The sequence below is a fragment of the Saccharothrix longispora genome (assembly GCF_031455225.1).
Lineage (GTDB): Bacteria > Actinomycetota > Actinomycetes > Mycobacteriales > Pseudonocardiaceae > Actinosynnema > Actinosynnema longispora.
On record NZ_JAVDSG010000001.1, the window covers coordinates 3,955,164 to 3,969,215 of the forward strand.

The following is a 14,052-nucleotide window of genomic DNA, read 5'->3' on the forward strand; positions in this document are numbered from 1 at the left end:
AAGGTGATCAACGCACGAGGAGGCGTCGTGGCACGCGCGCGAACGGGTGTGGTGGTGGCGGAGCGGTTCGCCGCCTCCCTCGTCGTCGCCGCACTGGGCGGGATCGGCTTCGGACTGGTGTTGCTGCTGGTGCGGTGGTCGCCGGTCGGCGGGGTGGACCAACTGGTGGCCGACTGGGCCAACCGGGTCGTGGCGGGGGACGACGGCGTCACGGCGGTGCTCCGGTCGGTGACGCGGCTCGGGGACACGCCGGTGCTGCTGTTCGTCGGCGGGCTCGGCGTGCTGTGGCTGCTGGTGCGCGGCCGGCGGCGGGAGGCGGTGTACGTCGCCGTGACCGCGTTGGGCGCCGGGGTCCTCGGGCTGGTGGTGAAGGAGGCCGTGGGGCGGTTGCGGCCCCTGGTCGAGGTGGCGGTGGCGACCGCGCCGGGGCCGAGCTTCCCCAGCGGGCACGCGCTGGGCTCGTCGACCACCTACGGCGTGCTGCTGCTGGTCTTCGGGTCGGTGCGCCGGGTGCGCGTGGTGGCGGGTCCGGTCGTGGTGGCCGCGGTGGTGGCGGTCGGGGTGACGCGGGTGGCGCTGGGCGTGCACTTCCTGACCGACGTGCTGGCGGGGTGGCTGCTGGGCCTGCTGTGGCTGGGCCTGACGGCCGAGGCGTTCCGGCGGTGGCGGCGCGACGTCGGGCTGCGCGACGTGCCGTTGGCGCACGGCGTGGCGCCCGAGGCCGCCGACGACCTCAGGCCGGTGCCGCGCGGGCACGTGCCCGCGTTGGTGCACCCGTGGCGGGTGGCGGCCGAACTGCTGGTCGTCTGGGCGCTGCTGCTGTGCACGCTGTTCGGCCTGGGCCACCTGCTCACGGCGGCGGGACCGGACGTGCCGACGCGCTTCGACCGCGCGGTCTCGACGTGGTTCGCCGAGCGCCGCACCCCGTTCTGGGATTCCGCGCTGACCCCGTTCAGCACGATCGGCGGCACGAGCGTGGTGGTCGCGGGGGCCGTCGTGGTGTGCGTGGTGGCACTGGCCGTGGCCCGCGCGTGGCGGCCGCTCGTGCTGGTCGTGACCGGGATGCTGGGCGAGATCACGCTGTTCCTGCTCATCACGGCGATCGTCGACCGGGCGCGCCCGGCCACCCGGTCGACCGACGACCTGCCGCCCACGTCGAGCTTCCCGTCCGGGCACGTGGCGGCGACGCTCGTGCTCGGCGCGCTCACGGCGTACCTGGTGCTGGCCGGCACGCGCCACCGGTGGCGGTGGGTGGTGGTCGCGATCTGCGTCGCCGTGCCGCTCCTGGTGTGCCTGCAACGCCTCTACGCGGGCCTGCACCACCCCACCGACGTGCTCGGCAGCGCGCTGCTGGCCGCCGTGTGGGTGCCCGCGACCATCGTGCTGACCGCGAGCGGCACAGGTCGCGCAGCGGCAGCACCTCCGCTCCGCGGTGGACCACCTCGCGGCTGACGTGCGGTACCCCGAAGTGCGCGGGAGCCGGCCACCGGTCCCGCGTCAGCGGTGCCCCGCCGTCAGCGCGGCCTCGTCACGAGGGTCATCGCGACGCCGACCAGGGCGACCGCGCAGCCGATGGCGAGCGCGTTCACCACCGGCACCACCTCGCCCTGCCGGATGCCGTTGAGCCACGGGTTCGCCGCGATCCACCAGCCGGACAGGGTCAGCACCAGCCCGGTCCAGCGGGCGTCCAGGGGCGTCATCATGCACACCAGGGACACCACCACGACGATCGCACCCGCCACGACGGCGTCCCGGACGCCGTCGACCTGGTCGGCGAAGCCCAGGCCGACCGCCACCGGGGACATGAGCTGCCACAGCCCGAGCAGGAACGCGGCCACGCCGAGCCACGACGCGAACCGCCGCTTCACGCGCGCACCACCACCGGCGCGCACGGCATCGATCGACACTTCCCAGCTTCCCATCGCACGACCGTTCGCGGTACCGACCCCCGGCAGGTGTTACTACGGCGGACGGCGGCGTCCGGTTCACCCGAAGGCCCGCGTCACCCCGAGAACCGCGTCACGGGGAGACCCGCGCCAGCGCGCCGGTCTCCAGCGCCGCCCACAGCGCGCCGTCCGGGCCGGGCGCGATGCCGTGCGGCTCGGACGCCGGTGACGGCAGGTCGTGCGCGGTGACGACGCCGTCGACGGTGATCGAGCCGATGCGGTTGCCGCCCCACTCGGTGAACCAGCACCGGTCGCCGAACGCGGTGATCGCGTGCGGGCGGGCGGCCCGATCGGCCAGCGGGAACTCGGTGACCACGCCGTCCGGAGTGATCCGACCGACCTGGCCTGCGGCGATCTCGACGAACCACAGCGCGCCGCCGGGTCCGGCGGTGATGCCGACCGGCGCGGCTGCCCCGGTGGGCAGCGGGTAGGTGGTGACCGCGCCGTCGAGGGTGATCCGGCCGATGGCGTTGCCCTGGTTCAGGGTGAACCACAGGGCGCCGTCGGGACCGGCCGCGATGGCCGACGGGAAAGCCCTTGCCGTCGGTAGCGGGAAGCCCGCCACCTCACCGTCGACGGTGATGCGTCCGACGCGGTCGGCCGCCGACTCGGTGAACCACAGCGCGCCGTCCGCGCCGACGGCAAGCCCGAACGGCCCGGAACCGTGCTCCAGCGGGAACTCCGTCACCTCGCCTCGGGTGGTGATGCGCCCGATGCGGTGCGCGCCGTACTCGGTGAACCACAGGGCGTCATCGGGTCCGGCGACCACGATCGTCGGCGCGCTGCCGGGGTCGAGCGGGAACTCCACCACCTCGGCCCCGGGCGTGAACCGCCCGATGCGCGCGGCGTGCACCAGGGTGAACCACAGTGCGCCGTCCGGCCCCGCGGTCAGCGCGTACGGCCCGGCCCCCGCGTCCGACACGACGTGCTCCTCGATCACGACCCGGTCCGCCACGCTCTCCCCCTCAGGACTCGTGATGATCATGCAGCGTAGCGGTGCGCGCTCAGCTGCGTGAGGAGGTCGACGAGCGAGGCGCTCGCTCGTCAGCGGCTCCCGCGGATTCCTACCGCGGTGGTCTTCCACCGCGCGCCACGCCCGGTGCGGTAGCCCTCCGTTCGGGCGGCGGCCGCTGTGCCGGCGTCCTCACCCGGACGCCGCCGGGGGTTTCGACGCGCGGGCGGACAGCGTGGACCCGGCGCTCGCCACCACCACCAGGCCGACCGCGGCCACCGTGAGCGGACCCACGTGCTGGGACAGCAGAAGCACGCCGACCAGCGTGGCGACCACCGGTTCCAGGCTCAGCAGCACCCCGAACACGGGACGCGGCAGGCGGCGCAGCGCGGCCAGCTCCAGCGTGTACGGGATCACCGAGGCCAGCACGCCCGTGCCCAGCGCCACCAGCAGCAGCCGCGGGTCGCCCACCGCGTGCCAGGCGCCGCCGGCGCCGAGGGGCAGCAGCACGACGGCCGCCACCGCGAGGCCGACGACGAGCCCGCCCTGCCCCGGCACGACGGCGCCCAGCCGCGCGCCCGCCAGGATGTAGCCGGCCCAGAACACGCCGGCGACCAGCGCGAACACCACGCCGAGGGGGTCGAGGCCGCTCGCCGCGCCGTCGCCGCTCCAGCCCAGCGCGACCACGCCCACCGCGGCCAGGCCGACCCAGGCCAGGTCGCGGGCGCGGCGGGACAGGGCGGCGGCGAGCACGAGCGGCCCGAGGAACTCGACGGTGACCGCGACACCCAGCGGGATGCGGGCTATCGAGGCGTAGAAGAACCCGTTCATCCCGGCCAGGGAGAGGCCGAACAGGACTGCCGCGGACCAGTGCCGGCGGTCCCAGCCGCGCAGCTTCGGCCGCACGACCGCGCACAGCACGGCGGCGGCCAGCGCCAGGCGCAGCAACGTGGCGCCCGCCGGCCCCGCGACGGGGAACAGCCGGGCCGCCAGCGCCGCGCCGACCTGGAGCGACGTGCACGAGCCCAGCACCATGAGCACCGCGGCGCCACGCCGTTCGGTGGGGACGAGCGCGGTCATGCGGGAAGCGGTGACGCGAGGGACATGCGTCCACCCTCGATCACCACGACCCGACAGTCCAGCGAACCTTTCTGCGCGATACTCGTCAGCAGGACCGCACGATCACGGAGGTCATGGTGCTCGACGTCCACCGGCTGCGGCTGCTGCGCGAGGTGCAGCGGCTGGGCACGCTCGCGGCGGTCGCCCGCGCGCTGTCCTACAGCCCGTCCGCGATCTCGCAGCAGCTCGCGCAGCTGGAGGCGGAGGCGGGCGTGCCGCTGCTGGAGCCGGTCGGGCGGGGCGTGCGCCTGACCGAGCAGGCCCGGGTCCTCGTCCGGCACACCGAGGCGATCCTGCACCGGCTGGAACTCGCCCGGGCCGAGCTGGCCGCGTCGCTGGACGAGGTCGCCGGCACCCTGCGGGTGGCGTCGTTCCAGACCGTCGTGCTCGCCCTGGTGCCGACCGCGCTCACCGAGCTCGCGCAGCGGCACCCCGGTCTGCGCGTGGAGATCACCCACCGGGACCCCGATGCCGCCTACGCCGGCCTGCTGGCGCGCGACCACGACATCGTCCTGGGCGAGGAGTACCCGGGGCTGCCCACGCCGCCGGACCCCGGCGTGGAGACCGAGGACCTCGCGCACGACGAGCTGCGCCTGGCCCTGCCCGCCCGGGGTCCGCACCGCCGCGCCACCACCCGGCCCGCCGACCTGGCCGCCATCCCGTGGGTCCTCGAACCACCGGACACCCCTCCCGGACGCTGGGCGCTCACCGCGTGCCGCACGATGGGCTTCGAGCCGGACGTCCGCTTCGAGAGCCCCGACGTGCTGCTCCAGGTGCACCTGGTGGAGAAGGGTTTGGCCGCCGCCCTGCTGCCGGACCTGCTGTGGACCGACCGCGCCCACACCGTGCGCCTGCGCCGGCTGCCGGCGCGCCCGCACCGCCGCCTGTTCACCGCGGTCCGCTCCGGCGCGACCACGCACCCGGCCGTCCGCGTCTTCCGCGAGGCGCTGCACCGGGCGCGCACCGGTTAGCGCCCGGCCGGGGCCCTTCGGCGGGGCCCCTCAGCGGCGGTGGCCCAGCCACGTGCGCAGGGCCCACCACCAGCGCAGCGCGTCGAGCACCGCCGAACGGCCGCCGAACGCGGGGTGGTCGGTCGAGGTGCCGGTGATCTCCTCCAGCCGGTCGAGGCGGTAGCGGACCGTGTTGGGGTGGACGTGCAGTGCCCCGGCGGTGCGGTTGAGGCGCCGGTCGTGGTCGAGGTAGGCCAGGGCGGTGCAGACCAGTTCGCGGTGGAACTCGTCGTCGTGGTCGAGCGCCGCGAGCAGGGTCGTGCTGAGCAGCCCGGCCAGCACGGGGTGGGCGGCCAGCGCCGTGTCGCCGGCCAGCTCGGTCAGGTCCCGCACGCCGCGCAGGCCGAGGTCCGCCGCGACCCGCAGGGCCGCCGTGCACAGGGGGTGGACGTCGCGCAGCGCGTCGAGCGGCACCGCGGGCGCGACGACGACCAGGGCGGCCGGCGCGGCGGGCGGGCGCGGCGCGAGGCCGGTCAGGCGGCCCTCGACGATGCCGCAGACGCCGCCGTGCGCGAGGAAGCGCTGTTCCAGGGTGCGGGCCTGGACGGGATCGGTCACCTCCGACACCAGGCAGTGGTACCGGCCATCGGGGCGCAGCCCTGCGCGGCGCAGCTCGTCGTCGGCGGGCGGGGGCGTGCCGTCGCGCAGCAGCAGGCGGCGCAGCAGCTGCGTGCGGGTGTCGCGGGTCGTGCGGGACAGCTCCAGCTCGGCGGTGTGGTAGCCGTTGACGACGTGGCGCTCCAGCGCGCCGGTGTAGCGCTCCAGGTCGAGGATCGCCTCCAGGATCACGTCGTCGGGCACGCCCGCGTCCCGGCAGCGGGAGATGGCGATCGCGGTCGCGCGGGTGCGGCCCGCCTGGACTCCGCGCAGCAGGCTGGTGATCGGCACGCCCTGCGCGGCCCGGTCGGAACCGAGCGCCTCGGCGGCGGCGAAGTCCTGCTCGTCGGGCTCGCGCGCGTTGGTGAACGAGTCGAGCCCGGCGGCGAGCATGACGGCGACGTGCCGCCGGTTCTCCGCCTCGGGCAGCTTGGCGACGTCCGGCGCGTGGCTGCGCGCCGCCCGGACGAGCTGGTCGACGACGTCCTCGTCCGCGGCCATCTCCTTGAGGACCCGGCCGATCACACCGAGGCCGTGCACCGCGGCCATGCGGCCCCTCCCACCGGCGTTGTCGATGGGCCACAACGGGTGGGCCGCGCGTTGGGTCCGCGCCCCTACCGGGTGTGCGCCCTCTGTTGGTTACCTGTGGCTACCGCACGGTAACAGCACGGTCGCGGCGTCGGGAGCCGCCGATCCCGGTGGACCTGCTCCCCCACCGTGCGCATCCGTTGCCCGTGCGCGGTTCCCGCACGCGCGTGATGAACCCCTGCGTCCGGATTGGAGCTCTCGTGACAACGACGACACGCGCACGGCGACGTGCCCGCTTCCCCGCCCTGCTCGGTGCGGTGGTGCTCGCCACCGGCCTCGTGCCCGCGGGCACCGGGGCGGCGGCCCCGGCACCCGGCCTGCGGCAGGTGATGTTCGTCGGCAACAACTGGGAGGGCACGGCGGACGTGATCGCGTCCTCCGGGGACTTCGCGAGGATCGGCCGGGTGAACGTGGTCCCCGACCGCGACCGGCGACTGGCGGAGATCTACCTCAACCCGGTCAAGCTCGGGTTCTTCCTGGGCATCCGGCTGGGTCCCGGCGAGGGCCACGACCAGCTGATCGATGACATGTACACCACGCCGGACGGTTCCGCGCTCGTCGTGTCGCGGCCCAGCTTCGCCGACGTCGTGTCGATCGACCTGGCCACCGGCGGGGTCCGCTGGCGGTTCCCGGTGTCGGGTTTCCGCGCCGACCACATGGCGGTGTCGCCGGACGGCACGCGCGTCGCCGTCTCGGCCTCGACGTCGAACACCGTGCACGTGCTGGACATCGTGACGGGCAGGGAGGTCGGCTCGTTCGGCACCGGCGACAAGCCGCACGAGAACGTGTTCAGCGCCGATGGGCGGTACCTGTGGAACATGTCGATCGGCGAGGTCTTCACCGACCTCGACGACCCGTTCTGGGACTTCACCAAGGGGGACCGGAAGATCACCGTGGTGGACACGGCGACGTTCCGCGACGCCCGCGTGATCGACATGCGGCAACGCCTCGACGCCTTCGGCCGCGCGGACCTGTCGGACGCCGTGCGCCCGGTGTCGTTCACCCCCGACGGGTCGAAGATGTACTTCCAGGTCTCGTTCTTCAACGGCTTCCTGGAGTACGACGTGGCCGCCGACCGCATCACCCGCGTCAAGGAGCTGCCGAAGAACCCGGCGACGAGCGACGACCGCACGACCTACGTCAACGACTCCCGCCACCACGGCATGTCCATGTCGCCGAACGGGGACAAGCTGTGCGTCGCGGGGACGATGGACGAGTACGTCACCGTGGTGGACCGGGCGACGCTGGCCGAAGGTCCCCTCGTGCCGGCGGCCAAGCCGTACTGGGCCACGGTGAGCGGTGACGGCCGGGCGTGCGTGATCTCGGAGAGCGCGGCCGACCGGGTGACCGCGATCGACTTCGCGACGGGCCGCAAGCTGGTCTCGGTGCCGGTGGGCGACCACCCGCAGCGGGTCCGGGTCGGTCACGTGCCCACCGGGTGGACGGGCCCTTCGAGCAGGTGATCCCGGTACGGCCTGTCACGCGTTCCCGCACGACCGCGACCAGGCTGTCTTGCACGATCGAGTGATTACCGCACATGTCGTGCCGGTGGTACCGACGGCGGGGCCTCTCGTCGCCCCGCCGTCGGTACCACCGGCGGCGGGCAACCGCGTCGCGGACGCGCGGGCGGCGGAACAGCCGGCAACCGGACCTCTTCGCCTGACGACCGGCCTGCCCTGGTCCGCGGGAGCACTTGATGCCCCGATGCGGTATCGACGCGGGCCCGCCGGCTCACCGTGCGCCACCGGCCGCTCCGGATCGGGCACCCCGTCGAGGTGGACTCCGCTCCCGACCGGGTTTCCACCCGCCGGACAGCCGGGGACGGCGGCATGGTCTGCCGCATGGGAAGTTCGACAACGGGACGTCACCGGCGGGGGCTCGTCATGGGTATCGCGCTGGCGGCGTCGGTCACCACCGCCGCACCGCTCGCGGCGCGCCCCCCGGAGGTCCTGGACCCGGCGCACGTGGACGTGCTGTTCATCGGCGCGCACCCGGACGACGAGTTCCAGTCGCTCGCCGCACTGGGCCAGTGGCAGGAGGACGACGGGCTGAGGGCCGGCGTCGCGACCATCACCCGCGGCGAGGGCGGCGGCAACGCGGTCGGCGAGGAGGAGGGCGCGGCGCTGGGCCTGCTGCGCGAGGCGGAGCAGCGCGAGGCCGTCGGGTCCGTGGGCATCGACCACGTCCACTACCTCGACAAACCCGATTTCTGGTACACGCTGTCCGCACCGCTGACCGCCGCGGTGTGGGACGGGCCGCCGCAGCGGGCCGACACCCTCGAACGGCTCGTGCGGCTCGTCCGGGCCACCACCCCGGACGTCGTCGTCACGATGGACCCGCGCCCGTTCGACCAGCACGGCGCCCACCAGTCGGCGGGTCGCCTGGCGACCGAGGCCTTCCTGCTGGCGGGCGACTCCTCGGCGTTCCCGTCCCAGCTCACCGAGGAGGGCTACCGCGCCTGGCGGCCGGACCGGCTGCTCGCGCAGAACTGGCGGTTCGCCGGCCCGACCGGTCCGGCGTGCGAGGCCCGGACCCTCGTGGACCCGGCCGCCGGGCTGCCGGTGGAGGGCGTGTGGGAGGGGACCTGGTCGCGGCGGTACGGGCGCACGTGGGCGCAGCGGGAGCGCGACGCCGCCCGCGCGCACGCCTCGCAGGGCTTCGCCGCCCTGCCCCCGACCGTCGACACCCCCGTCGACCTGCTGCCGTGCGACTGGTTCACCGTGCTCGCCGAGAACGGCACGCCGGTGCCCGCCGCGACGGCCGGGCACGACGAACCGCCGCACGGGGAGTTCGCCGGGTGGGCGCGGCGGGTGGGGCTGCCGGCCCTGGCCCGCGACGCGGAGCGCGACCCCCCGCCCACGCCGGCCACGGCGATCCACGGGGTCGGGGAGGCGCCGCGGGTGGACGGCGTCGCCGATGACCGGGAGTACCCGGCCGCGCCGCTGGACCTCGTGCACTGGCAGGGCCCGGGGTGCCGCGACACCGCGGACTGCTCGGCCCGCGCCCGGCTGTCCCGGCACGGCGACGACCTGTTCGCGCACGTCGACGTCACCGACGACGTGCACGGCACGGCACTGGCCGCCCGCGACTGCAAGCGCCACTGGCGCACCGACGCCGTGGAGATCGCCCTGGACCCGCGCGGCGACTCGGCGGACACCTCGACCACGTTCAAGCTCGCCGTGCTGCCGTTCACCGCCGAGGGCGGGTCGTGCGCGGCCAGGGACGCCGACCAGCACCAGGGGCCGGCGCCGGAGGTCGAGCACGCGGCCGTGCCGCGCGACGGCGGCTATTCGGTGGAGGTGCGCATCCCCGTGCGCGCCCTGCCCGACCGGGTCGACCCGGCGGCGCTGACCCTCAACGTGCTGGTCTACGACTCCGACACGCGGGACCGGACGGGGCGGACGCGGCTCGCGTGGTCCCCGTCCGGCAGCGCCCAGGCCGACCCGCGCGCGTGGGGCACGGCCCGGCTGGCGGACTACGACCCGCCCGCGCGCGACCGGGCGGAACCGGTGATCCCCACCGGGGCCGCGTCGAGCGCGGACTCGCTCCGGTCCCGGTTGCAGGGCATCCGCACCGGCGTCCCGCCCGGCGTCGGCCCACGCCGCTGAGCGCCTTCGCCTTGTGCACCAGAGGTCGCCGGTCCCCCTTACCGGTCACCCCGCAGCCTTCCCGGAACACGCACCGTCGCCGTCGACCGCGTCCGGCCACACGTTGGTGGGGTCCGACGCCCGCGACCTGTCGGGCACCGCCGTCGCGGTGCCACGATGCAGTCAGATCCCGATCCCGCGTGGCGCCCGGTCCGGAGTGGACACTCCTCGACACCGCCCGCACATCCACGGGAAGGACCCCCATGACCGCGGTCACCTCCGAGGAGGGTCTGCACGACCACGTGCGCGACTCGGCCCCCGAGTTCTGGCAGGCGCTGATCGACCTGGTGAAGCACAAGTCCACGGCCGACCGGCCGGACCCGCCGCTGCGCACCACCGCCGAGACGATCGTCGGGCTGTTCCGGTCGGTCGGCCTGAGCAGCGCCGGCGTCACCACCATCACCCACGGGGGGAAGACCTCCGCTCCCCTGGTGTACGCGGACCAGCGCGCGGACACCGACGACGCGCGGACGGTCCTGCTGTACGCGCACTACGACGTGCAGCCCGCCGACGAGTCCACGTGGCAGGTCACGAAGCCCTTCGTGCCCAAGGAGGTCGCGGCCGGCGGCGACACCCGCCTCTACGGGCGCGGCGCGGCCGACGACAAGTCCGGCGTCGTCATGCACCTGGGAGCCCTCAAGGCGTTGCGGGACACCCGGTCGGGGCTGCCCGTCAACGTCAAGGTCGTCGTCGAGGGGGAAGAGGAGAGCGGCAGCGTCCTGGACTCCTACCTCGCCGACAACCCCGGGGACCCCCGGTTCAAGGCCGACCTGGTCGTCGTGGCCGACACCGGGAACCTGGCGGTCGGCCTGCCCGCCCTCACCTCGACCCTGCGCGGCATCCTGGTGGTGGACGTGACCGTCAGGACGCTCGCCAAGGAGGTCCACAGCGGCATGTACGGCGGGCCGGCGCCCGACGCGTTCATGGTGCTGGCGCGGCTCCTGTCGACGCTGCACGACGCGAACGGCGACGTGGCCGTCCCCGGCCTGACCCGCTTCGAGCACGACTGGCCGGCCGTGCCCGAGGAGCAGTACCGCGAGAACGCCGGCGTGGAACCTGGGGTCGACCTCGTCGGCACCGGCACGCTCGCCCAGCGCCTGTTCGGCCGGCCCGCCCTCAACGTGGTGGGCCTGCGCGGCGCGCCGAGCATGGACCGGCCCGCGAACGTGCTGCACCCGGAGGTGACCGCCCGGATCAGCGTGCGCCTCGCGCCGAACCAGGACCCGGACGCCGCCCTCCGGGCGATCGAGGAGCACATCGGGGCCAACGCCCCGGAAGCGGTCGTGCGCGAGGTCGAGCCCGTGAGCCTCGGCCAGGGCTTCGCCGCCTACCGGGGGCCGTACCACGCCGCGGTCGAGACCGCGCTCAAGACCGCCTACGGGACCGACGACGTCGCGCACGCCGGCCAGGGCGGCTCCATCCCGCTGGTCTCCGCGCTCCACGCGGCCAACCCCGGCTCGGACATCGTGCTGTGGGGCTGCGAGGAACCGCTGGCCAACATCCACGGGGACGACGAGAGCGTCAGCAGGTCCGAGTTGGAGCGCATGACGCTCGCCGAGGCGCTGCTGCTGAACGCGCTCGCCGGGCCCCGCCGCTGAACGGCCCCCACCCGGGGGCGAACCACCACAGGAAGGCGACCATGACCATCGCAGACCAGGCACGGAGCCGCGCGCGCACAACGGGCGCGGACTTCGCGCCGAGCCCGACGGACCAGGACTTCGCGCTCCCTCCCGAAGGCGTGCCCGAGCCGCAGCGCAACGCGGTGCTGGACAAGCTGGAGAACTACTTCGCCGACCTCCAGGGCAGGTTCCTCGGCTACCAGACCAACGAGGACCTCAAGCTGCGCGAGCCGATGGCCCGGTTCCTCGACTACCACTTCAACAACGTCGGCGACCCGTTCGAGGACTCGCACTTCACCCTGCACACGCGGTGGGCCGAGCGCGCCGTCCTGGACTACTACGCCAAGCTGTGGCACGGCAAGCCGCGCACCGAGGTCGACGGCGAGGTGCCCAAGGACGCCTACTGGGGCTACGTGCTCACCATGGGCTCCTCGGAGGGCAACAACTACGCCCTGTGGAACGCGCGCGACTACCTCTCCGGCAAGACCCTCATGCGGGAGCCGGCCGAGGGCGGCGGCGCGCAGTACGTCTGGGTGCAGGACACCGCGCCCGCCGACAACCAGAACGCCTACTCCCCCGTGGGCTTCTACTCGCAGGACACGCACTACTCGGTGGCCAAGGCGCTGCGGGTGCTGAACATCCCGAACTTCTACGAGGTCGGCAGCAAGATGTACCCGTACGCCAACCCGCTGAACCCGGGACAACCGTGGGACCACGAGGTCCCGTCCGCCGGCGGCGACGGCGGACCGGGCAGCATCGACGTGGACAAGCTGGCGACGCTGGTGGAGTTCTTCGCGAGCATGGGCCACCCCGTGGTGATCAACCTCAACTACGGCAGCACGTTCAAGGGCGCCTACGACGACGTCGGCGCCATCTGCGACCGGCTGCGGCCGATCTTCGCCCGGTACGGGCTGGACAAGCGCAAGGTGCGCTACGGCCGCGACGAGAACGGCAACGAGCTGGTCGACGAGCGCACCGGCCACTGGATCCACGTCGACGGCGCGCTCGCCGCGACCTACGCGCCGTTCATCGAGAAGCTCGTCGACGCGGGCGAAATCGCACCGACCACCCCGCTCCCGAAGTTCGACTTCCGCATCCCCGAGGTCGCCTCGATCGTCACCAGCGGGCACAAGTACCCCGGCGCGCCCTGGCCGTGCGGCGTGTTCATGACCAAGGCGAACCTCCAGATGCAGCCGCCCGAGCAGCCCGCCGTGATCGGGTCGCCGGACACGACGTTCGGCGGGTCGCGCAACGCCTTCTCGCCACTGGTGATGTGGCACTTCCTGGCCAAGCACTCCGAGCGCGAGCAGATGACGATGATCCGCCGGGCCCTGGAGGTCACCGACCACGCGGAGAGGAGGCTCAAGGAGCTGGGCGGCACCTGGGAGGCGGCGCGCACGCCACTGGCGCTCACGGTGCGGTTCAAGCAGCCGCCGCCCGACCTCGTGCACAAGTACTCGCTGGCCACGATCCCGCTCAAGGTGGGGGACTCGGTCGTCCACTACGCGCACCTGTACGTGATGCCCCACGTCACGGAGCAGGTGATCGACGACCTGGCGGCCGACCTGGCCAAGTCCAGCCCGGTCAGCGTGCCGACGCAGCGCGGCGGCGCGGACCTGGCGAACTACGTGGACGGCTCGGCCGACACCGGCGACATCGCCCGCCTGGCGCTGGTGCGCGTCTCCGGCAACGCCTTCTAGGGAGGACCGGCTCATGACGAAGTCCCACGACGAGGAGACACCGGACATCCACGGCTTCGTGCTGATGGGTGACCGACTCGTGTACGGCGGTCACCTGGCGATGTTCACCATGGCGGCCCACCGCTACCAGGTGGTCGCGACGTTCGGGTTCGGCGCCGACGTCAAGAAGGCCTACGTCGACGCCCAGCAGGCGGCGCCGACGGCGACGTTCGTCGTCGTCAACGACGAGAGGCTGCTGCTCCAGGAGATGGTGGCCGACCGGAGGTTCACCGGCACGATCCTCAAGGTGGTGGACAACGACCTCGGGCACCCCACGACGATCGTGACCGGCGTCCCGGTCGAGATCACGACCGTGCTGCACAACCGGCCGTTCCGGGACGCCGACGAGTACCCGCCCGAACCCCGGTACCTGCTGTTCGCGCACGGTTCGGAGGCGCACGTCACGCACTACATGACCAAGAAGCCCGACTACCAGCTGCTGGCCGACGTGAGGGTGGTCGAGTCGGACCTCACGTCCGCCGAACTGGAGGCCGGCGTGCTCGTGGACCTCCAGGACGTGGAGGAGGACCACTCCCCCACCACGACCCCGATCCCGCCGGGCACGACCGTGCGGGCACTGGGCGCGCAGGGGAAGAAGGCCACCCTGGAGATCACCTCCACCCGCTGGTTCGACACCGAGGAGCTGAACGGCCCGACCAACTACTCCGTCCGCCTCCTCGCGGCACTGGACGCGGCCTCCGTCTGACCCTCGCGGCGGGGTGGCGCCGGGTCGGTCGACCCGGCGCCACCCCGCCGCGCCATCACCCGATCGGGGCAGCGATCCGAAGGACGGCTCGACCACCGCGGTCTGGCATGATGCCCGCACCACCGCGCC

11 protein-coding genes are annotated in these 14,052 nt (G+C 73.9%); 7 read left to right on the forward strand and 4 right to left on the reverse strand.

Annotated elements, in window-relative coordinates; translation table 11 throughout:
* Positions 1-27: 27 nt before the first annotated feature.
* Positions 28-1,452: a phosphatase PAP2 family protein gene (locus J2S66_RS15650; RefSeq protein ID WP_310307793.1), complete on the forward strand. Its 1,425-nt coding sequence runs from the start codon at positions 28-30 to the stop codon at positions 1,450-1,452.
* Between the two features lie 62 nt (positions 1,453-1,514).
* On the opposite strand, the gene J2S66_RS15655 is transcribed toward J2S66_RS15650, so the two are convergent.
* The 3 genes from J2S66_RS15655 to J2S66_RS15665 all read right to left on the reverse strand — a co-directional run bounded on the left by J2S66_RS15655 (position 1,515) and on the right by J2S66_RS15665 (position 3,978).
* Positions 1,515-1,922, reverse strand: a complete 408-nt coding sequence (locus J2S66_RS15655) for an SPW repeat domain-containing protein (RefSeq protein WP_310307795.1) — start codon at positions 1,920-1,922, stop codon at positions 1,515-1,517.
* Between the two features lie 97 nt (positions 1,923-2,019).
* Positions 2,020-2,931, reverse strand: coding sequence for a Vgb family protein (locus J2S66_RS15660; protein WP_310307796.1), 912 nt, complete (start codon positions 2,929-2,931; stop codon positions 2,020-2,022).
* Between the two features lie 159 nt (positions 2,932-3,090).
* Positions 3,091-3,978, reverse strand: a complete 888-nt coding sequence (locus tag J2S66_RS15665; protein ID WP_310307798.1) for an EamA family transporter — start codon at positions 3,976-3,978, stop codon at positions 3,091-3,093.
* 113 nt (positions 3,979-4,091) lie between these two features.
* On the opposite strand from J2S66_RS15665, the gene J2S66_RS15670 reads away from it, so the two are divergent.
* Positions 4,092-4,988: a LysR family transcriptional regulator gene (locus tag J2S66_RS15670; RefSeq protein ID WP_310307799.1), complete on the forward strand. Its 897-nt coding sequence runs from the start codon at positions 4,092-4,094 to the stop codon at positions 4,986-4,988.
* Between the two features lie 30 nt (positions 4,989-5,018).
* On the opposite strand, the gene J2S66_RS15675 is transcribed toward J2S66_RS15670, so the two are convergent.
* Positions 5,019-6,173, reverse strand: a complete 1,155-nt coding sequence (locus tag J2S66_RS15675) for a helix-turn-helix domain-containing protein (protein WP_310307800.1) — start codon at positions 6,171-6,173, stop codon at positions 5,019-5,021.
* Between the two features lie 239 nt (positions 6,174-6,412).
* Here J2S66_RS15675 and J2S66_RS15680 point away from each other — a divergent pair, with 239 nt between their 5' ends.
* The 5 genes from J2S66_RS15680 (at position 6,413) to J2S66_RS15700 (ending at position 13,923) form a co-directional block, all read left to right on the forward strand.
* Positions 6,413-7,675: a YncE family protein gene (locus J2S66_RS15680; protein WP_310307802.1), complete on the forward strand. Its 1,263-nt coding sequence runs from the start codon at positions 6,413-6,415 to the stop codon at positions 7,673-7,675.
* Positions 7,676-8,053: 378 nt separating this feature from the next.
* Positions 8,054-9,820 carry a sugar-binding protein gene (locus J2S66_RS15685; protein ID WP_310307803.1) on the forward strand — a complete coding sequence of 589 codons (1,767 nt, stop codon included), beginning with the start codon at positions 8,054-8,056 and terminating at the stop codon, positions 9,818-9,820.
* A gap of 242 nt (positions 9,821-10,062) precedes the next feature.
* Positions 10,063-11,457 carry a M20/M25/M40 family metallo-hydrolase gene (locus J2S66_RS15690; RefSeq protein ID WP_310307804.1) on the forward strand — a complete coding sequence of 465 codons (1,395 nt, stop codon included), beginning with the start codon at positions 10,063-10,065 and terminating at the stop codon, positions 11,455-11,457.
* 41 nt (positions 11,458-11,498) lie between these two features.
* Positions 11,499-13,178 (forward strand): PLP-dependent aminotransferase family protein, encoded by a 1,680-nt coding sequence (locus J2S66_RS15695; protein ID WP_310307805.1) that lies wholly within the window; start codon positions 11,499-11,501, stop codon positions 13,176-13,178.
* Between the two features lie 13 nt (positions 13,179-13,191).
* Positions 13,192-13,923, forward strand: a complete 732-nt coding sequence (locus tag J2S66_RS15700; protein WP_310307807.1) for a hypothetical protein — start codon at positions 13,192-13,194, stop codon at positions 13,921-13,923.
* Positions 13,924-14,052 lie beyond the last annotated feature (129 nt).